This window comes from Bartonella sp. DB5-6 (assembly GCF_000278115.1).
In the GTDB taxonomy this organism is placed as follows: Bacteria; Pseudomonadota; Alphaproteobacteria; order Rhizobiales; family Rhizobiaceae; genus Bartonella; species Bartonella refiksaydamii.
This window is the reverse complement of record NZ_JH725114.1, coordinates 245,207-266,484: the sequence shown is the minus strand read 5'-3', so window position 1 is coordinate 266,484 and position 21,278 is coordinate 245,207. Positions and strand designations below refer to the sequence as shown.

The 21,278-nt window shown below is 37.4% G+C and carries 18 protein-coding genes; 10 read left to right on the top strand and 8 right to left on the bottom strand.

Translation table 11 applies throughout. The annotated features are described in order from the left end of the window. Positions 1-62 precede the first annotated feature (62 nt). The gene (gene gmk / locus MCO_RS01120; protein WP_040298577.1) at positions 63-728 is read left to right on the top strand and encodes a guanylate kinase; all 666 of its coding nucleotides are present in this window, start codon (positions 63-65) and stop codon (positions 726-728) included. Between the two features lie 46 nt (positions 729-774). Here gmk and rsmA read toward each other — a convergent pair whose 3' ends face one another. The 6 genes from rsmA to lptF all read right to left on the bottom strand — a co-directional run bounded on the left by rsmA (position 775) and on the right by lptF (position 8,294). Continuing rightward, positions 775-1,605 carry a 16S rRNA (adenine(1518)-N(6)/adenine(1519)-N(6))-dimethyltransferase RsmA gene (gene rsmA, locus MCO_RS01115; protein WP_007552063.1) on the bottom strand — a complete coding sequence of 277 codons (831 nt, stop codon included), beginning with the start codon at positions 1,603-1,605 and terminating at the stop codon, positions 775-777. After that, positions 1,596-2,609, bottom strand: a complete 1,014-nt coding sequence (gene pdxA / locus MCO_RS01110; protein WP_007552062.1) for a 4-hydroxythreonine-4-phosphate dehydrogenase PdxA — start codon at positions 2,607-2,609, stop codon at positions 1,596-1,598. Before pdxA ends, rsmA begins: the two co-directional genes overlap by 10 nt. Then, positions 2,609-3,565: a peptidylprolyl isomerase gene (locus tag MCO_RS01105; protein WP_007552061.1), complete on the bottom strand. Its 957-nt coding sequence runs from the start codon at positions 3,563-3,565 to the stop codon at positions 2,609-2,611. The genes pdxA and MCO_RS01105 overlap by 1 nt, the downstream gene beginning before the upstream one ends. Positions 3,566-3,681: 116 nt before the next feature. After that, positions 3,682-6,015, bottom strand: a complete 2,334-nt coding sequence (locus MCO_RS01100) for an LPS-assembly protein LptD (protein ID WP_007552060.1) — start codon at positions 6,013-6,015, stop codon at positions 3,682-3,684. Beyond that, positions 6,016-7,107, bottom strand: a complete 1,092-nt coding sequence (lptG, locus tag MCO_RS01095) for an LPS export ABC transporter permease LptG (protein WP_007552059.1) — start codon at positions 7,105-7,107, stop codon at positions 6,016-6,018. Then, positions 7,104-8,294: an LPS export ABC transporter permease LptF gene (lptF, locus tag MCO_RS01090; protein WP_007552058.1), complete on the bottom strand. Its 1,191-nt coding sequence runs from the start codon at positions 8,292-8,294 to the stop codon at positions 7,104-7,106. Before lptF ends, lptG begins: the two co-directional genes overlap by 4 nt. Positions 8,295-8,721: 427 nt before the next feature. Between lptF and MCO_RS01085 the strand changes: the two genes are divergently transcribed. The 3 genes from MCO_RS01085 to MCO_RS11010 are packed head-to-tail and all read left to right on the top strand — an operon-like array spanning position 8,722 to position 9,591. After that, positions 8,722-9,168, top strand: a complete 447-nt coding sequence (locus tag MCO_RS01085; RefSeq protein WP_007552057.1) for a DNA polymerase III subunit chi — start codon at positions 8,722-8,724, stop codon at positions 9,166-9,168. Further along, positions 9,168-9,320 carry a hypothetical protein gene (locus tag MCO_RS10750; RefSeq protein WP_196794014.1) on the top strand — a complete coding sequence of 51 codons (153 nt, stop codon included), beginning with the start codon at positions 9,168-9,170 and terminating at the stop codon, positions 9,318-9,320. The genes MCO_RS01085 and MCO_RS10750 overlap by 1 nt, the downstream gene beginning before the upstream one ends. 7 nt (positions 9,321-9,327) lie before the next feature. Further along, positions 9,328-9,591 (top strand): hypothetical protein, encoded by a 264-nt coding sequence (locus MCO_RS11010; RefSeq protein WP_040298576.1) that lies wholly within the window; start codon positions 9,328-9,330, stop codon positions 9,589-9,591. Here the strand turns inward: MCO_RS11010 and MCO_RS01075 are convergent. Then, positions 9,588-10,877 carry an MFS transporter gene (locus MCO_RS01075; protein ID WP_007552054.1) on the bottom strand — a complete coding sequence of 430 codons (1,290 nt, stop codon included), beginning with the start codon at positions 10,875-10,877 and terminating at the stop codon, positions 9,588-9,590. The two genes, MCO_RS11010 and MCO_RS01075, sit on opposite strands and share 4 nt — an antisense overlap. A 573-nt stretch (positions 10,878-11,450) precedes the next feature. On the opposite strand from MCO_RS01075, the gene MCO_RS11005 reads away from it, so the two are divergent. From MCO_RS11005 to ndk, 6 genes are all read left to right on the top strand, one after another. Beyond that, positions 11,451-11,756, top strand: coding sequence for a hypothetical protein (locus MCO_RS11005; protein ID WP_007552052.1), 306 nt, complete (start codon positions 11,451-11,453; stop codon positions 11,754-11,756). A gap of 268 nt (positions 11,757-12,024) precedes the next feature. Further along, on the top strand, positions 12,025-12,225 hold the full coding sequence (locus MCO_RS11000) for a hypothetical protein (RefSeq protein ID WP_007552051.1): 201 nt from the start codon (positions 12,025-12,027) through the stop codon (positions 12,223-12,225). A 609-nt stretch (positions 12,226-12,834) separates the two neighbouring features. Continuing rightward, on the top strand, positions 12,835-13,908 hold the full coding sequence (locus MCO_RS10995; RefSeq protein WP_371137032.1) for an autotransporter outer membrane beta-barrel domain-containing protein: 1,074 nt from the start codon (positions 12,835-12,837) through the stop codon (positions 13,906-13,908). A gap of 372 nt (positions 13,909-14,280) precedes the next feature. Further along, the gene (gene bafA, locus MCO_RS01060) at positions 14,281-16,842 is read left to right on the top strand and encodes a BafA family autotransporter (RefSeq protein ID WP_007552049.1); all 2,562 of its coding nucleotides are present in this window, start codon (positions 14,281-14,283) and stop codon (positions 16,840-16,842) included. 389 nt (positions 16,843-17,231) lie between these two features. After that, positions 17,232-19,748, top strand: coding sequence for a BafA family autotransporter (bafA, locus tag MCO_RS01055; protein ID WP_007552048.1), 2,517 nt, complete (start codon positions 17,232-17,234; stop codon positions 19,746-19,748). A gap of 388 nt (positions 19,749-20,136) precedes the next feature. Then, complete coding sequence (ndk, locus tag MCO_RS01050; protein ID WP_007552047.1) at positions 20,137-20,559, top strand: nucleoside-diphosphate kinase; 423 nt, start codon at positions 20,137-20,139, stop codon at positions 20,557-20,559. Between the two features lie 102 nt (positions 20,560-20,661). On the opposite strand, the gene pgsA is transcribed toward ndk, so the two are convergent. Beyond that, positions 20,662-21,243 (bottom strand): CDP-diacylglycerol--glycerol-3-phosphate 3-phosphatidyltransferase, encoded by a 582-nt coding sequence (gene pgsA, locus MCO_RS01045; protein ID WP_007552046.1) that lies wholly within the window; start codon positions 21,241-21,243, stop codon positions 20,662-20,664. Between the last annotated feature and the right edge of the window lie 35 nt (positions 21,244-21,278).

The window sequence follows — 21,278 nt, the reverse complement described above, 5'->3', positions numbered from 1 at the left end:
GGGGACTATAAAAAACGTATTATTGAAGTTTTGAAGAAAAGTTAAAAAAGTAAAACAATATGATGACATTCTTTGAGGATGAATTGGCTGCTAAAAAAAGAGATAAACGTCGCGGTTTTTTATTTATTCTCTCTTCACCTTCAGGAGCTGGTAAATCAACCCTTTCTCGCTTACTTTTGAAAGATGGACAATTAGAACTCTCTATAAGCATGACAACACGGCAAAGACGTCCTAGTGAAGTGAATGGTCTTCATTATCATTTTATTTCAAAGAAAGAGTTTGAACGTAAGCGTGATGGTGAAGAGTTTATTGAATGGGCAGAAGTTCATGGAAATTATTACGGCACTTTACGTGAAAGCGTTGAAAATGCGTTGAGTGCTGGACGAGATATGTTATTTGATATTGATTATCAAGGTGCAGAGCAGCTTCAAAAAAAGATGCTAGGAGATACCGTATCTGTTTTTATTCTTCCACCATCAATGAAAGAGCTCGTTTCACGTTTATATCGTCGAGCAGAAGATAGCCAAGACATCATTAATTTGCGATTGGAGAATGCACGGACGGAAATGCAGCATTGGCGTTCTTATGATTATGTTGTTATTAATAAGGACTTAAATCAGTCTTTGTCGCTTATTAAATCGATTTATTTAGCTGAAACAGCAAAACGTGAGCGATGCTCATTTCTTGAACCTTTCATTGATGAGCTTATTGCTGAAGAGATTGATTGATATTCTTATTGTTTTGAAAAGGAATAATGAGAAAAATGCTTGCTTTTTAAATCACCAAATTAGCTAAAGCCACAAATTCGGCAATTGAAAGAGTTTCAGCACGGCGTGTTCCATCGATTCCAGCTTTTTTAAAAAGCATTTCATCTCCAAGTATTTTGAGATTTTGACGAAGCATTTTTCGTCTTTGACCAAAAGCGTTTTTTGTGACAAAGCTTAATTTTTGCGCGGAGCAGGTAAGAGGTTGTGTTCGCGGAATGATGTGAACAACGGAAGAAGTTATTTTGGGTGCTGGTATGAAGGCTTGAGGTGGCACATCAAAAGCAATTTTAGCAGTGGTACGCCATCCAGTTAAGACGCTAAGACGTCCATAATGGGTTGATTGAGGTTTTGCAATAATACGTTGGGCAACTTCACGTTGAAACATCAATGTCATTGATTCATAGAAAGGAGGCCATGGTTCAGATAATAGCCAATTTAACAACAGTTGTGTTCCAATGTTATAGGGTAGGTTTGCAATAATGCGTGGTTTTTCTGGATATGTTGCAAAGAGTTTTGAGAAATCTTGCTTCAGTGCGTCGTTACAAATAAGTTTTAGTTTTTGTGGATAGTGCTGTTCTATCTCTAAAAGAGCTGGTATACAGCGTTCATCACGCTCTATCGCTGTTACAATGGCACCTTTTGCAAGTAAGGCACGTGTCAGACCTCCAGGACCTGGACCAACTTCAATAACAGGTTTTCCTTCTATATTTCCTGCTTGATGAGCAATTTTAGATGTTAAATTAAGATCAAAAAGAAAATTTTGTCCCAAAGATTTATGAGCTTGTAATCGATATTTATTAATTACTTCACGCAGAGGAGGAAGATTATCTATTGGCATGGTATCAAACTATTTTTTGCAAGTTTGTTTGCAAGTTTAAGAGCAGAAATAAAGCTTTCAGGAGAGGCTATTCCTTTATCAGCAATATCAAAAGCAGTTCCATGATCTGGTGAAGTACGAATAAAAGGGAGTCCTAAAGTGATATTGACAGTGCTGTCAAAGTCTAATGTTTTAACAGGAATAAGGGCTTGGTCGTGATACATGCAAAGGGCAACATCATATGATTGTCTTGCTCTTTCATGGAACATTGTATCGGCAGGCAGTGGACCTACAATATTGAGTCCTTTATTTTTAAGGTATTCAACCGCAGGAATGATAATTTCAATATCTTCTTTACCCATTGTACCTTCTTCTCCAGCATGAGGATTAAGGCCAGCAATAGCGAGACGAGGCGAAGTTATTTTAAATCGCGTTCTTAAGTCGTTTTCAGTAATTAATGCCGTTTGAATAATTAAATCGCGGGTGAGATGTGAGGGGACTTCAGTGAATGGAATATGAACAGTAATGGGAACTGTTTTTAATCGAGGTCCAGATAACATCATAACCGGATGATAGCATTTGTTAAAGATTGTATAGGCCAAATCAGCTAAAAATTCTGTATGACCTGGAAATTTAAACCCAGCGTCGTAAAGTTTTTTTTTTGCAATAGGGCAAGTGATGAGTGCGCATGCATGCCCATCTCGAATCAACTGAACGCTGCGTTTAATCGCTTCAATTATTCCAGCAGCATTATCTGGTGAAGGTAAGCCTAGTTTATCGCTTTGTCGGTTTTTTAATGGTATTATAGGAAGAGCGGTTTGAAAGTTTTTTACAGGATTATTTATTAAAACAGATTCCACCTCAACATCTATATGTAAAAAACGAGCGCGCGAACGAATAACGTTTGGATCAGCAAGAAGCACAAAGGGTGGAACTTGACGTGTCACACGCAAACTCCACGCTTTTAGTACTATTTCAGGACCAATTCCGGCAGGATCACCACCACTAACAACAAGTGCAGCCATTATGAGTTTTGAATACGCGCTACCCGCCGTAATTCTTCCAAATATTTTTCGCTTAATTTTTCAAGTTCTTGTGAGCTTTTTTGCTTATTATCTTGAATAGAAAATATGAGTCGTGCAACATAATCATCAGAAACTCTTTTTATTTTGCAGACAGCAAGCGCTTCAATTCCATCAGATGTTTCTTGCAATTGGGTCATTTTTCCTACAGGCGTTGCAAGAATAGCTTGCTCCCACGCACTAGGAAGCTGGGGTTCAAGAAACTTTCCCAAGTTGCGGACAGTAACATCTAAAATACCACTTGCCTGTTTTCTGGTGTTAGCACATCCTCGGAAATGTGCACGAAAATTGTTTGCTTCTCTCTGACGTCTTTCAAAGATTTCTGAACGACGATGCGCAGGAATAACAAAAACAATTCGTTGTAGTGTATATTCATTGGTTGAAGGTTTCACACCACCATTTTTTAATATTCTGCGTACAGCTTCTTGTTCGGTGATTATAGCCGCTTCAGATTGATAGCGCGCATTAACAAGACGTCCCCATCCTATTTGACCACGAATATAATCTTTAAAGTGTTGCACTGTGATATCATTTTGAATTAGAATCTGGTTGAGCTGATCAATGCTCATATTATTTTGTGTTGCAAAATTCTCAAAAGCACTTTCGACTTCGTTATTGCTTACTTCAATATTACGGCGCTTTATTTCGATGTTTTTGAGTATTTCATTGATAAGCTCATTCTTAGCTTGTGCAACAAGATTACCTTGTTTTTGTTGTAATCTAAGAAAAGCAGCACGTCTTTGTATATCATAATTTGTGATAGGATTGCCATTGACTGTGACAGCAATGACAGTTTGCGCGAAGACTGGCGGCATTAAAAACTGACTTACCATCAGGTTGTTTACACTCAAAGGTGTAATACAAAATAAAGCAAGAATACCCTTTTTAAATTTTTTCATGTAAGTAGGCCTTCGCATTGTTCATGAATTCTAATTAATTACTTAAAATATACGTTTTTTGTCATAAAAACAACGATAAGTTAAACTTATTATACATTCTCTTTATAAATTTGAGTTTATCTTTTTCCAATATCGGCAATTGTACGCAATGAAAGAGAAAAACTAAAATTTTGCAAAGGTGTTTTTTTCCCTGGATTAGTGACCTGCTGATAACCGAATGTTAGTCCGAAACATTCATCTGTATAACTTAAGCTGATTCCCCGCTTTACGAATGTACCGGATACCAAATCATAACCAGCATTGCTGCTAAGAGACCAATAGTTGGCTAGTTTAAGATCAGTTTGGAAAAAAATCTCTTGGCGCTCTTGTGGATATTCATAATCTGGTTGGCTTGCGATATAGGCATATTGTACAGCTGCTCCAAAATTCTGCCATTTCTGTGATGCTTCAATTTCACTACGGTGAATTTTCCCTGTTTTTTTATCAAAACGTCCACGAGCTTCCAGAGAAAAACCATTCTTATAGTTTGCACCAAACATTGCAACATAGTCTGAACGTTTTTCTTCGAGGCTAGAATGAATACCTACGTTGACAAAGTCCTTTTCTGCAAAAGAATTTTTTCCTGCAAGATGAAAGGATTGCCCAATAAGACCATAAAGAGACCAATCATTGTTAAAGTTTCCGGAATATCTGAGACCTATATTAGCTCTTGTTCCACCTTCTACGCGGTCATAACCAGAGAATTTATTACGTTGAAAGAGAGTTGTTGCGTCAAATACAAAACTTTGCGCGTCTTCATTAGGGACTTGTCCGATATATTGTTCATTATTACGAATAAAAATTTGTGTTGTTGGTTCTATAATATGTGTAGAATTCCTCAATGTAATGAGGAAGGGGTACTGTAATTCCAAACCTGCCGTTGCTATGCCACGGAGTGCTGAGCCACGAAATATCGATGAAGAATCGTTTGTTATAGAAGCAGAATGGTTTTTGTGTGTATTTGCTGTAATAATATCAGCACGTAGAGAGAAAATAGGGGTTAATATGAGTCCTTTGCGTGTGTTGAAGCGCTTTTTCCACTCGAGCTCGTTTGTTAAACGAAAACTATTTCCAGCTATACCAGAAAGCCTAGTTGTATTAAGAGGATGATTGTTCCAGTCGGTAGAATTGAAGTCAGTATGACGACGATAAATTGATTGCATATTGCTATGAAAGGTAAGTATCCCAGTATAAAATGGCTCATCTGGTGTGAAAGAATAATCAATGCGGGGGAGAACCCACGCTTGCCGAGAGTGGCGTTCATAATGGGAGTCATTCAATATTAGATCTTGAATTTTGAAATGGTAAAAACGCATATCAAAGTGATTCCTCCCTGAAAGACCATTCAAATAAATTTGAGAAAGCTGTGTAGGATTACTATAGTTTTCAAGTTTATAGGCACGACTAAAGTTTCGATCAGACTGTGCAAAAATATCCCATCCATAAGTCCAACGTGAGTTAATACGAAAATCCCCCTTTGTTGCTAGCATATAACGGTTTTTATGCTGTGCATCAATCGTATCATGGTCAAAGTTGTGAGGTTTCATTTGGTATATATGAGCGAAGCGAATGTTGTAATTGCCCGTTTTAAAACGTTGACGCCATTCACCCTCAGTTAAGAGTCCTTGTTGGGTATAGAGCGTAGAAGAAAGTGTAAAATCATAATAGGGAGCGAGATTCCAGAAATAAGAATTTTTTATGCCCAAGCCTAGATAATCAGAATAAAAAAGACGAGGAGCAAGGAGACCACTAACACGTTTCACAGTTGGATCATGGAGCTCAAAATTTGGAAACTGTACAATAGGTACACCAAAAATTTCAAAACGGCTGTTTTCAAAGCGAATTTTTTTGGTGGTGTTATTCCATATAATCTTTCTCGCTCTAATCTTCCATAAAACTTCTTTATCCGGTTTATAAGAGCAAGGTTCACAGGCTGTATAGGTGGCATGGTCGAAAACGGTTGTCTGGCTGTTGCTGCGTGTAGCGCTGGCAGCTGCAAAATGGATATTGTTTGCTGTATCGATACGCAAGGCATTGACGAATCCTTCGCCAAAATCTTTAGTCATATCAATTTGGTCGGAATAAATTTTATTACCATCTTTTTGAACAATTTTAACGTTTCCTTGTGCTATGATTCTGCCTGTTTTTTGATTATAAGTCACTTTTTTAGCGACAACTTTATTTCCATCATATTCGATTTGAACGTTCCCTTGTGCAGAAACAGTATTTGTATCACGATTATAGATAAGTTCATCAGCAGAGAGTAAGAGAGGATGGACGGAATTTGGGGTATGGTTTTGCGCGAACGCATAACAGCATAAAGATACACTTAGGATAAAGCCAATAATACTTCCTAAAGAGAGTGTAGTTAATTTTGTTAAAATTGTTTTTTTATTTGTTAATGCTTTCACTTAGCCATCCTCTTTATGAAGTAAAAAGGAGATTCCCAAAAATAATGCAATAACAACGGGTGTCCAAGCGGCAATAATTGGTGGAATATATCCGGCATTACCAAAAGCTTGAACGAGTATGGAAATAACATAAAGCATGAATCCGGCGATTACACCACCAAGAATCAACATTCCAGATTGTCCGAAGCGTGTAAAGTTTAAGGATACAGTTGCTGCAATGAGAGTCATTGCCACAAGTAGTGCAGGTAATGCAATCAAAGATTGTAAATACATATCAAAATTATTGGCAGAATAGCCAAATGAACGTGCAATCATAATTTTTTTTGGCAATTGGTAAAACGGGATAGTCGCTGGATTTACTAAACGTTCAGTTAAAAATTCAGGTTTTAGATCGGTTTTTATTTGAAACACAGTAAATTTTTCAGGAGGATGCCCTATTTTATAGATTGTTCCATTTGTTAACAGCCAAGCGCCGTTTGTTAATGTTGCTTTTCTGGTATTAATCCAATTTTTAACTGTTGCGTTATCATTATATTGTACAAAGGTTGCATCGACAAGAGAAAGTCCTTTGTCCGTGATAGATTTAGCACCAATAGTCGTTCTACCTGAATTTGTACGTTGTGTGAACCATGGGATACGTGTGTGATGAAGAGGTGTTAGTACATTATTACTACGCCATTCAGTCATTATTTTTTCTGCTTGAGAAAAGCTCCATGCGGCAAGCGGATTAATGAGAAGAATTGAAAATAATCCAAAAAGAAAAGCTCCACAACAGGCAGGCATGAGAAATTGCCATGCAGAAACACCGATTGAACGAGTCACAACAAGTTCAAGTTTTCGATTAAGCGAGATCAGCATTACCATTGCAGAAAAGAGTGCAATAAAGGGGATGAGTTGTTGCATGATAAAAGGGATGCGTAAAACAGAGACGAGAAATGCATCTTTTGCCGTATAACGGGGAAGGTGGGATAGCCGACCAGAGTTTTCTGTAAAGTCAATTAAAAGAGCAAGAATAAAAATACCCCCCAAAAAATAACAGGTTGTTTTGAAATAACGTATAAAAAAATATCGTCCAAGAGTCCATCCAATCATGATACCTCATCCGAGGGATATTGAGATTTCCGATGTTCAAATTTGTTGACCAACTTTTGAAAAACTATTTGAATAACCCCGTTAAGTTTTATGGGGATACCAATTTTATGATTTGTTAAGAGCATGAAAAAAGTAAATACACTCATTCCTATAGGTGTAATATAAAGAAGAGGAACGTACGCAAGATCGCTTTTTGCTTTTTCAGCGAAAAAATATCCTATCCAATATACCAGCAAAGAAAAGGAAATTGCAGAAAAGTTTGCAGAGTAACGTATTTGCCGATATGAGCGCGCATCTCCTGCAGCCGCTAATGCAATCAATGAAAAAACAATTGGATAGAGCCATTCTGTAAGCCTACGGTGAAGTTCAGCTCTATATTGGAGTGGTTTTCTCTGATAGTAGGAATCCTTCGGATCAGGATTTAGTAAATAAGAAAGAGGTTGATCTTTTGGATAAAGGGAAGGCGTTTTATCGTTGGGGATGAATTCTCCTAGGTTAAAAGTGTATGAGCTAAATTGAACGATCGAAACACTGTCATTTTGATGATTAATTCTTTCTATTTCACCGTTATGAAGGACTAAAAAGTCGCCGCTGTTATTGCTTACAATTGAGGCGTCTGTTGCATAATAAAAAAGATCAGTCTTAGGATCGCGTTGGTCAGCAATGAAAAGACGCCCAAGTGTTCCATTTGGATTCCGTTCACCAATTTCTATGTAAAGATTATTGGTGAGTTTTTGGAAGCTGCCTTCACTGATGAAAAGATTAATAAGATCAAAATGGGCACTTGCTAACATTTGTCGCATATTAAGGCGTGCTTGAGGAACAACAAAATTGGCTATAGAAAAGGAGATACATGATGCAATAATAGAGAGAAGAAGAATGGGTTTCCAAACAGTACTTTTGGGAAACCCAGAGGCACTGATGATTGCAAGCTCGGAATCTTGATTCATTGAGGAAAGAGTGCTTGTAATTGCAATTACTAATGCAAATGGAATGACAAGAAAAATTACAGAAGGAACCAATGAAAGTGAAAAGTGCAAGACCGTGAAGAGCGTTTGTTTACTTGTTGTGAGAAAGTTTATCCGAGCAAGGATTTGCACCGTCCAACTGATACTGATTGCCGCAATCATGACAGCACTAAACAAAATAAGAACACGCTTCAGGATGTATAGCTCAATAATACGCATAGATTGGATAACATCCTCAGTCTTTAATGAAGAGAGCAGATATTCTACACCATCTTGGGTTAGAAAATATAACCAAAATTTAAAAATTACCTTTATATATTATATATATTGCACATTATTTACAAAATAAGGAACAATAAGGTAATTAGGAAACTTCAGCTCATTCTGCCATACATTATATTCCATTTTCAATTGTAGTCTATAGAGAAGCCAGAACACAAACTAAAATAGACCTTTTTACGAGGCTTTAAAATGATGATTTGCTTTTTTCTTTTTCTATCTTTAATACCCATAAAAAAAAGATAATACACTCAATTGAAAAAGAGGAATCGTTATATTCTCAACTATTTCCTTTTGTGCTTAAGATATAGAACTTTCTCCAAAAGGGTATTGGCTTTTTTATAATAAAGTGATGAGGGTTAAGGAGATGGATATTCTTTTTTATCATTTGACGCAGTCAACGCTAGAAGATATTTTGCCAACCCTTGTGGAGCGCGCGCTGGATCGTTTTGGTAGGGTAACAATACAATGTGTGAGTAAAGAACAATGTGATGCTATAGATACGCGTTTATGGGTTTATGCCGATGAAGCATTTATTGGACATGGAACTGAGTATGATCAGCATCCAAATTTACAGCCTGTATTTCTTACTACAGGGCAGGAAAATCCGAATGATTCAAAAATACGATTTCTCATAGAGGGAGCAGTGTGCTTTGATATTAATGTTTATCAACGGCTTGTGGTGATATTTGATGGTCGAAATGATGAACAGTTGAATCTTGTTCGTGCACAGTGGAAAAAATATAAAATGGAAAATCATGATTTATCTTATTGGCAGCAAACTGAGGATCGCTGTTGGGAAAAACAGGTTTGATGCGTGTAGCGTTTGCTATTTTGATTGGTATAGAATTGATAAATCCAGCATTCTTTATTGCACAAGGATCAGGAGAAGGTCGTTGGGTTTTTATTGTGATTTTTATTGCGGGAGCACGAAAGATGTGTCCTACAATTGAGAAAATTAAATAGCATGATGATGATCATTGACCAGATTTTGCTTGTTTTATGGGCTGTGATGTTAGCTTTTTTTTGTATTTCATGGCTAGGTACAACGCATATCTTATCACGAATGTTTTCAGTCACGTATATTGGCACTATAGCAGATATTTTGTTCTTTTTTTTGAGTGCGCTGTTTGCTGGAATACTATGGTGGAGCGTACCTAAAACAATGTCTTTAAAAATGAAACTGGCGGCATTTTTCCCGCCAGCACTCGTCTTGTTATTTTTTATTGTGTTTTAGTTTGATATTTCATCATCCGTAAATCCAATGAAGCAAGTCAGTGAAATAAAAGAGGAAAGAAGAAGATAATAGCCAACATAAGCAATACCGAAGTTTTGCACCAAATATTCTGCAGTATACGGTGCAAGAGCTGCACCTATGATACTGGCTAAATTAAAGGACACAGATGCGCCAGTATATCGAACTTCTGTCGGAAATGGTGAAGCAAGAACGGCACCAAGAGGACTATATATCATTCCCATGATCGATAAACCAATAATAGACGTGACAAAGAGCCCTACAATTCCAAAATTTAGGAGATAAGGAATTGCAAAAGAATAGATACCAATGATTATCGTTACCCAAATCATCAAAGTTCTGCGCCGAATGCGATCAGCGATCTTTCCGGTTAGGATAGTAAAAATGCCGCAGAAAACTGCACCGATCAATTCTACTTCAAGAGCTTGATTAAATGGCAATCCCATATGGTTTGTTGCATAACTTAGCAAATAGGCAGAAACCAAATAAAATAAGACAAATGTTGCTATGCCGGAAAAGGTACCTAAAAATAAGATTCGTGAGTGTTTGAATACCACATCCATGATAGGCACTTTGACGCGCTCTTCACGCTCAAGCGTTTTTTTGAATTCGGCGGTTTCACTGATCGAAATACGCACCCATAATCCTATAATTGTGAGGAAAGCTGAGCCGATGAATGGAACACGCCATCCCCATGAAAAAAGTTCGTCATGATCAAATACAGCCCACATTCCTAAATAAGCTGCAATAGATAGAAATAAACCCAGTGGAACGCCTAATTGTGGAAACATTGCATACCAACCACGTTTTTCTGGTGGAGCATTTTCTGTTGCGAGCAAAACAGCTCCTCCCCATTCTCCTCCTAATCCAATTCCTTGGCCAATACGGCACATGGTTAAAAGGAGTGGCGCCAATAAACCGGCTGTTTCATAGGTGGGAAGGATACCAATGACAACTGTTGAAATACCCATCATGAGGAGAGAAGCGATCAGTGTTATTTTCCGTCCAATTTTATCGCCAAGATGTCCAAAAATGACCGATCCAAAAGGTCGCGCAAAAAAGGCAGCACCAAAAACGAGGAAAGATTGCAGAATAGCAAGTTGATCGTTTTGTGTTGGAAAAAATAAATGAGGAAATATGAGAGCTGCAGCAGTTCCAAAAACATAAAAATCAAAGAATTCAATTGTTGTACCAATAAGGCTTGCAAACAAAATTCGACGAGGCGAGTTTTTTGGGTTTAAGCCTTGTTTTTCTAAGCTTATAGACATAAATGTCCCTTTCAGTATATGACAAACCAAATTATGAAACTAATTATTTATAGTTATAGAAATTTCAAATCAGTGTCGAGTCGATATTAGTATGCCTCAAATGTTTTAAAACGATGTTTGCACTGTAAGATGATCCCAATTGAATACAATTAAAGACACCATTTTAAATGCCATAGAAGATGAAAACATATTTATATTTTCTATAAACAATGTCATCTCATTAATCTCGTATTATTGTGTCCTTTAAAACATGATACTATTTTAGTTTATTTAAAAAGTAGCTGATTTTTTAGATCAGCATTTAGTATCTCAAGAATATTCAGAAAATTTCTTATGAATATAATTATAACACTTTTTAAGTGTATTAATAATTACTTTCATTATTTGATTGTGTATAAGTTTTAACACACACGGTGGTGTTTAATGAATCAGGGTTCAGTGCACTGGATGCTTTATATACAACGATTTATCATTTTGAAAAAATAAGATTGAGCAGGTGTGATGTGTTGTTTTTATATATGCACTCTTTCCAAATATAAAAAATTTTTCATTTGTAGTTATGGAGTGTTGAGAATGCACCGCAAATTGAGGATAAGTTTTTGTGCATTAATGACTGGTAGTTTTTTTGTAAAGATTGCAAAGGAAGTAACTGCACTAGGAGAGCAATCATTAGCATCAATAAGTGTAAGTGAGCAGTTAGGAAAAATGGGCAAGAAGCTCGTAAGTGAGAATCTTACAATTAAGAACGGTACAGTTGAAACTGTTGGGAACGGAAATGTTTCAAAAGGCACTCTATTGGTAAATATGGGTTGCAAAGCGTTGAGTATGGAGGACAAACAGAGGAGGCTAAAGTTTATGGTGGTGTGCAGAGTGTTTTAGGAGAGGGAAGCCATGCTTATAACTCTGAAATTCATGGTGAATGTGAAACATCGGGGCAACAGAATGTGTATGATGATGGAGCGGCGTTTTTCACAGATGTTATGAGTGGAGGAGAACAAAATCTTAGTACAAAGTTAAAAGATTCAAGGGGATTGTCCGTAGATACGAGGTTTTTTGCTAGGGGCTACAGAGCGTTTTCGTCGGAGGTAAGGCAAACACCGTTATTTTAGAAAATGGAGTTCTACAACAAGTCTGTACTGGTGGACGCGTGGAAACTTTAACGATTAATAGTGGAGCCAATTCGTTTACTTACTCCGGTACTGTATTGCAAGGACAAGTAAAGATTGATGGTTTGGGACGGCTTCATTTTTACGCCAGAAGTGGCGAGCATCGAACTAAAGCAGAAGAAATTATTTTAAAGGAAAAAGAAGCAAAATTATACTCTATTGCCCCTGAAGTTGATGGATAAAGTTCTCTGATTTAAAAGTTAACTGATGAAGGGAGTATTATTTTCACTTTTGTTTTTTCTAATTCAGCAGAGTCTAGCCCATATTATACTCTGCTTTATATTAAGTGATCTTTCGGGCAGTATACATTTCAATTTGAATGCTAATTTTGCAGAGCGCTATGGTGATTATCTTTGAATTAAGAAGGGGGAGAGCAAGCATATAAGTAAGAATTATGGATTCTAGTGCTGAAATTTCAAATTATTTTTTCCATCCATTTAATTTAATTACTGATAAAAGTGGAAAAGCTCATTTTTTTAAAGAATCATCTCGGTGAAAAGCTAAAACTGCGGATGGCGGAATTTATGTGTATGGTTTGAAAAAAGAGGTGAGGATGGAAGCAAAAAAAATTAGTATTTGTCTGCGTATACATTGACAGTTTGCCACGTAGGGGTAGATATCGCCGAAATTTAGACCAAAATCAACAGGTTTCTTTTCTTTCAACTATCCCAACTCAGGAAGATTCGGTTAATAAGTCATTATGTTCGAATAGTAGCTGTCTGCGTTTCCGTCATAGACGTTCCTCTCCTGTTCTTTTGACTGTCTCATCTCCAAGCAATCAAGCTATTGGGGTGTCACGTTTAGGTGGAAGCCATCATCTTTTTGAGGAGAAACAGCAGTCTGTTGTTTTTGTAGATGCTTCATCTTTAGGCAATCAGATGATTTTGCGTTCGAGTAATCAGGATCAATCTTTTACACAATTGGGGCAGGAACCTTCAGTTTCTAACTTTTTGACTACTCCCTCTACGGATGCTGTGTTGTCTATGTCTGTGGCTCCTCAGCTTGTCTTTCACAATGAGTTACAAGCTGTACGTGTGGGGAGAGGGATTCTAGACAGAAATAAGAAAAATGCGGCGCTATGGACATATGCAATTAAGAGTAAAGAAAATATTGCAAAAGATCATACAGATTTTAAGCTTGAGCAGACGGGTATAGTTTTAGGGATAACTGGTTTAAGCGAGCTGATGAATGGAGAGCTTTATATTGGTGGTTTTGGAAGTTATGATCAAGCACGTGTAGCGCATGCACGAGGTGGTATAAGTAACATAAACACTTATAGCGTTGGTGCCTATGCCTCTTATTTTGATCATAGTGGATGGTATCTAGATAGTATCTTGAAATACAATCATTATCAAAATGGTCTGAAGGCTGTTTCGACGAACGGTTTAGATATTGAAGGAAATTATACTCAATGGGCAGTAGGGGCGTCATTTGAAGCCGGTTATCGTATTAAGACAGCACAGAGCGGTTGGCTGCAGCCCTATGCAAACTTAACTTGGCTGCAAGCTGAAGGTAAAGGAATCAAGCTTTCCAACAACATGATAGGCGATATGAGCCCATCGGCTTCATTGCGCAGTGAGGTTGGATTATCTTTAGGGTATGAATTTGGATTAGGCATAGATACTTCATCTCTAATCTATATTACGGCAGCATGGTTGCGTGAGAATAAGGATAACAATCAAACGATGATTAATAAACTACATAAATTTACTACAGACTTATCAGGGAATGCGGGTAAGTTAGGAGTTGGTTTGAGCAGTTTAGTCAGTAACAAATTAAAGCTTTATGCGGAAGCACATTATGTTAAAGGAAGTAAGACGAAGCAGTTACTCCAAGGTATTTTGGGGGTACGATATAGTTTTTGAGCGTATCTTTGTTCTCGGATCGTCTTTAAATGTAGAGTCGTTTTTGTAAACTAGATATTTGATGATCAGAACACAATTTTTGAAAAAATATAAAGGCATTTTTCATAACAAGCACATTTTTATAGTGCGTGCTTTTTTCATATCTTACTTTTTTCTTAGATAAAAAATTTTTTGGCGACTGTTAGAAAAGTAATTTAGGCACTGCTTTATACTCTAGACGAAACAAAAAGTTCAAGGGAACTAGAATGGTGATTTTTTATAATATTAATAAACTGTTAAGGATAGTTTTTAAAATTTTAGATTGAAAATAAATTAGGCAGATCTAATTACCTTTAATGTCTACCCAGACGTGAAGGGGGGGAGGATATAGTTATGCAATATAAATGGAAATTAAGCTGTTGTACACTCATGATCAGCAGCTGTTTTGTGCAAGCCGCAGCTGCAGGTGAGAGAGGAGTACAACTTTTTTATCAGCCTTCAGACTATGGTATAAATGAGAAAACATTCTATAGTCAGTATAAGGAGGGCTTGATAACAGAGAAATACAGAAAGATTAGAGCGTCTAAACGTGATGTTATTTTAAAAACGCGCGGTGAAACCGTTTTTTTTGAAAATCTGAGTGATGTTTCCATGAATAAGAGCTCTGGAATATTGGTCAGCAAAGTGCAAGGGCTTGGAAGCAATAATGCTGGCAATGTCGAACCATATACGCAAGAAAAGAATATTACGATACTTAAAAGTTCAGAGCTCATTTTCATTAATAGTGGAACTAAATTGGAAAATCATTTATTCGATAATGATGGACAAGGACACTTTTTAAACGATGGTGATATGGATGAGCCAGGGTTGTCTATCAATAACACGGTTAAAAATGGTGGAGAAATCCATATTTATGCGGGAGGCCGTAGTGAAAATAGCAAAATTGAATATGGTGGAACTGAAATTGTTCGGGCTTCGGAGAAAAAACAAGGCTTTTCAAAAAATGCTGTCGTTAAGGAAGGGGGACAGCAAAGGATTGAGAATGGAGGAAAAGTAGAAGGAACTAAAATTTATGGTGGTGAACAGCTTGTTTTCGGGGAAGGTGAGGTTAGAGAGCAGATTAAAGGAAGTAGTGCTTCTAATACTGTAATTTATGGACAAAATGAAACACTGGGGCAACAAAAGATATACGATGGAGGAATAACTTGGAATACGAAAGTTATGCAAGGGGGGATACAAGAGATTGCTAAAAAGTCTCAAAGCGCAAAAAATGGTGGATCTGCGTTTGATACAGAAATTTTTGATGGCGGTAAACAGCGTATCTTAAAAGGAGGGAAGGCTATTGGTGTCTCTTTAAACGAAACTGCTATTCAGGAAATATATGCTGATGGGTTAGTAAAAAATCTAACAATGAATGATAAAGCAAAATCATTTGTGCATGCTGGTGCAGCATTAGAAGGTAAGACACTGGTAAACCATTCTGGACAACTTCATCTCTATGCTGGAAATGATCAACATCGTACTACAGCAGAAAATGTTATTTTAAATGGACAAGATACAAGACTATACTCTATCACTGATGAGTTTGATGGAAAAAGCTCTCTCATTCAGAAATTAAGTGGGCAGGGGAGTGTTATTTTTGCTTTTACTGGCTCTGATCCGTATTACTCTCAGCTTTATGTTAATGATCTTTCAGGAAGTTTACACTTCGAGTTCAATACCACTATTGCACATAACCGTGGTGATTATCTCTTCATTGAGAAGAGTAAAGGTAATCACACAATAAGCGTTGCTGATTCTGGTGTTGAAATCACCGATCCTTCTTCAAATAAGCGTGATTTAATTACGGATCAAAGCGGTGGAGCTCATTTTACTTTGACAGGTCTTTCTGGTGAAGAAATTAATGCCATAGATGGTGGAACCTATATGTATGGTTTGAAACAGAGAAAGGACAAAAATGGAAAAATTTGGTTTTTGTCAGCTGACCGCATTGATGATCCTGTACCTCCCGATCTGATAGATCCACCTAGTGGTGGGGCATCAACAACTCCTTCAGTTGATGCTATGCTCTCTACAGCAGTGTCCTCTGGATTTATTTTTAATAATGAGTTAGAAATTGTGCGTACTGGAAGAGGAATTCTGGACCAACACAGAAAAGATACAGATCTATGGGCTTATGCGATTAAGAGCAGAGAACGTGTTGCTACAAACCATACACATTTTAAGCTTGAACAGACAGGTATAGTATTTGGTGCTGATCAGTTGAACGAGCTAACGCATGGAGATTTGTATATTGGTGGTTTTGGTAGTTATGATCAAGTCCGCATTGCTCATGTACGAGGCGGTGATAGCGACATAAGCAGTTATAGCGTTGGAGCTTATGCGACTTACTTTGATAATCGCGGGTGGTATATGGACGGGGTTTTGAAATATAACTATTACCGAGATAATCTAAAAGCTATTTCAACAAATGGTTTAGCCATCCAAGGCAATTATAATCAGTGGGCGATAGGTGGGGCATTTGAGATTGGCTGTCGTTTTGAGCCAGCACAAAGCACTTGGATGCAGCCTTATGTCAAGCTAACAGGTTTGCAAACTGAAGGTAAAAAAATTAAGCTTTCTAATGGAATGGTAGGTGATATAAGTCCATTAACTTCATTCCGTAGTGAAGTTGGATTAACAGCAGGGCATGAATTTATTTTTGGTGTAGAAACTTCATTAACGGCTTACATTACTGCAGCTTTGTTACGTGAGAATGTAAATAATAATCATACGACAATTAATAACCAGTATAAATTTATCACAGACTTGTCTGGAAATGCGGGTAAATTAGGAATTGGTTTGAACGGTTTCGTCAATGAAAAATTAAAACTTTATGTGGAAGCGCATTATCTAAAAGGGCATAAGATTAAGCAGTCACTTCAAGGTATTTTAGGGTTACGTTATAGTTTCTAAATATGTGTTTTGCGCACTAATTAATCTTAGAAATCTTATTGTCTTCGTGAACTAAACATTGAATGTTGTCTATGCATTCTTGAGAGCATATAAACATTGAGAATGATCTTGTGCTCTGTTAAAGGTGCCATCGTTTCTTCATTTATTATTGCAAGTCTTGTAAATTGTGCCCTGAACATAAGGGCACAATTTGAATTTTGTGAAGTTATACAGCTTTAGACTGGAATAGTTCCTAGTGCTTTACAGCTTTGCAATTTATGATTGCGAAAAATAAATTACACACTAAAAGTGCATTTAGCCATAAATAAAACACATTATGACACAATCTAAGATAGACTGTCTATGTAGTTGAGGGATATTTGTCTGATGATTGAGAATGGAGTGTGTATATGCGGCATAAATGCAAATTAGGTTTCTCAGTATTAATAATCAGTAGTTGTCTTGTGCAAATGGCAAGCGCGATTGAGAGAAAAAATAGAGAATTAACAAGTATGGAATATATAACGAATGGAACAACTGTACCAAAAGGTTCAGCACTGATTACATTTCCGCTCAGTAATAATATTATAATTGGCGATGGTGGTGTAGAGATTGTTGATAATAGTGGGACTTCAGTGGGAGCGACTGTTCAAAAAGGCGGGATGCAAATAGTTACGCGCGCAGGGACTGCTATGAATACTAAAATACTCGGTGGCAAGCAGTTAGTTTTCGAAGAAAAAAGCATTATAAATTTTGAAAGCGTAGAGAAGCAAAGTAGTGCATATGATGCCACAGTTTCTGGTACGGATGAAGTAGTAGGGCAGCAGAATATATATGATGGAGGAAAGGCTTGGAATACAAAGGTTATGCAAGGGGGAGAACAAAATCTTTATATGGGGAGCAAAAAAAATGCTGGTGGTTTTGCAGAAAATACTACGGTTTCTAAGAACGGTAGGCAGCACATTTTAGCAGAAGCGATGGCTACTAGTACTACCTTAGGTGATAATGCCGTTCAAGTAGTGTATCCTGGTGGTATTGTCGATACTCTAAAAATTAATAATTCTGCCAGCTCGTGGGTACATGTTGGTGCGGAATTGATCGGAGAAATAGAGGTCAATGATAGCGGATGTCTTTATTTATTTGCCGGTGATAGGACAAATCATATCAAAAAAGAAAAAATTTCTGTGGGTGGAAGGGCTAATGAGTGGCTATTTGGGGTTGGTGAGCGGGATAACACAAAAAAATCTCAGATCGATATTGAGAGTTTAAGTGGGAAGGGAGGTACTGTTAATTTTACTTCTATTACGTATGAACCGCGTCATATTTCACTTCATGTTATGATTCTTTCAGGCAGTTTACACTTTAATTTTAATATTAGTGCTACGGGTGATAGTAGCGATTACTTATTCATTGAGAATGGTACAGGTAATCACAAAATAAGCGTTTCTGATTCTGGTCACGAAATTACAGGTCCTCTTTCACAAAACAATAGTTTGGTTACTGAGATCCCGTTAATTACCGATAGGAGTCCCAACGGAGGAGCTAATTTTACGCTGGCAAATAGTGCTGGCAGGGCAATTGAAGCTGTTGATGGTGGGACTTTTGTGTATGGTTTGTATAAAAGAGAAAGAGACGCAGAGTCTAGTGGTGGTACTACAACTTGGTATTTAGGCATGGCAGATGGTAGATCAAGTTCTTCGGAGTTTCCCTCTCTGCGCATAAGCAGGAAACCCAAAGTTACTACTTTTTCAGTTTCTTCATCTACGAATGTGGAAAAAAGTACGCAGTCTCGTAGAAATACTAATGCTACAAGAAAGCGCAACAAAGCACCAAAACTAAGACCTCCACGGCATTTGAGAGAAGCACAGCTTTCTGTTCCTTCAGAAAATCACGAGCAGCAGTCTGTTGTTTTTGTAGATGCTTCATCTTTAGGCAATCAGATGATTTTGCGTTCGAGTAATCAGGATCAATCTTTTACACAATTAGGGCAGGAACCTTCAGTTTCTAACTTTTTGACTACTCCCTCTACGGATGCTGTGTTGTCTATGTCTGTGGCTCCTCAGCTTGTCTTTCACAATGAGTTACAAGCTGTACGTGTGGGGAGAGGGATTCTAGACAGAAATAAGAAAAATGCGGCGCTATGGACATATGCAATTAAGAGTAAAGAAAATATTGCAAAAGATCATACAGATTTTAAGCTTGAGCAGACGGGTATAGTTTTAGGGATAACTGGTTTAAGCGAGCTGATGAATGGAGAGCTTTATATTGGTGGTTTTGGAAGTTATGATCAAGCACGTGTAGCGCATGCACGAGGTGGTATAAGTAACATAAACACTTATAGCGTTGGTGCCTATGCCTCTTATTTTGATCATAGTGGATGGTATCTAGATAGTATCTTGAAATACAATCATTATCAAAATGGTCTGAAGGCTGTTTCGACGAACGGTTTAGATATTGAAGGAAATTATACTCAATGGGCAGTAGGGGCGTCATTTGAAGCCGGTTATCGTATTAAGACAGCACAGAGCGGTTGGCTGCAGCCCTATGCAAACTTAACTTGGCTGCAAGCTGAAGGTAAAGGAATCAAGCTTTCCAACAACATGATAGGCGATATGAGCCCATCGGCTTCATTGCGCAGTGAGGTTGGATTATCTTTAGGGTATGAATTTGGATTAGGCATAGATACTTCATCTCTAATCTATATTACGGCAGCATGGTTGCGTGAGAATAAGGATAACAATCAAACGATGATTAATAAACTACATAAATTTACTACAGACTTATCAGGGAATGCGGGTAAGTTAGGAGTTGGTTTGAGCAGTTTAGTCAGTAACAAATTAAAGCTTTATGCGGAAGCACATTATGTTAAAGGAAGTAAGACGAAGCAGTTACTCCAAGGTATTTTGGGGGTACGATATAGTTTTTGAGCGTATCTTTGTTCTCGGATCGTCTTTAAATGTAGAGTCGTTTTGCACGTATCCACTGGATATCTAGGCAACGTTCTTTGAGAGAAAACCGCTTTTTATAGAGTTTATATGCTTTGCTGCCTGCTATATTTTTCTCTTTCCCTTTAATGATAAATCTTTATGAAAGCGGTGCTTCTGTCTATAAAAATAGATCTAGCTTTTGTGAAATGGTATTGTTTTGAAAGTATCGGCTACCATCGGTATTTCTATTTTTTTATTGAAGTTTGTTTTATGATTAATTACGCATTTTTGAAAATTGGTGCGGATTTTTCTATAGTCACTTGGCAAAAGGCTTCTGGATCGCTATAGAACGGCTAGATAATATTATGAATACAATAAAGGTGTTTAAATGGCTGTAGAACGTACTTTTTCGATGATTAAACCCGATGCAACGCGTCGTAATTTGACAGGGGAAATTACAAAAATGCTTGAAGAAGCGGGGCTGCGTATTGTTGCTTCTAAACGTGTGTGGATGAGTCGGCGTGAAGCTGAAAGGTTTTATGCAGTCCATAGGGAACGCCCATTTTTTAGCGAATTGGTTGATTTTATGTCTTCTGGTCCAACAGTTGTACAGGTTTTAGAAGGAGAAAATGCAATAGCTAAAAACCGTGAAGTGATGGGGGCTACAAATCCTATGGATGCACAGGAAGGGACAATTCGTAAAGTCCATGCTTTGTCGATTGGCGAAAATTCTGTTCATGGTTCAGATAGCGCTGAAACTGCAAAAATAGAAATTTCTTTTTGGTTTTCTGAAATGGAAATTGTTGGTTAATAGAAGCACGTATAAAAAAGAGAACCCCAAAACATTTTGTTTCGGGATTCTTCCTATGAGATTATGGCTTTCTTTGAAAGCACTCGTGGAGTTCAGCATTTTTCATGTAATGACATGTTTTAAGCCTGCACGGAAATAATCCCATCCTGTCCACAACGTAAGGAGAGCAGCAATCCACAGCATAGTGATGCCAAATTCCACTGTGTAAGGGAAAACTTTATTACCAGCCGGTCCCGATAAGAGAAAAACGATGGCTATCATTTGTACAAAAGTTTTCCATTTTGCAAGGCGAGAGACAGGAACACTGACTTTTAATTCAGCTAAGTATTCACGTAATCCTGATACAAGAATTTCTCGACAAAGAATGATAATAGCTGCCCATAATGTCCAGCCAGCAATGGTACTGTCTGCAGCAAGCAAGAGCAAACAGGCAGATACGAGAAGCTTATCTGCAATTGGATCCAACATGCGACCAATATTAGAGGTTTGTTCCCAAATACGAGCAAGGTAACCATCAAGAAAGTCAGTAATAGATGCAACAATAAAAATAGAAACGGCAATCCAACGTGCAATATCGCTTGATTGTAGTCGTCCTTCTAAAAAAAAGCATGCAACAACCATTGGCACCGCGATAATCCGTGCATAAGTGAGAATATTTGGAAAAGAAAAAGTATGATTTTTCATAGAGCCATTTTCAATTCTTTGTAAAATATGATTTA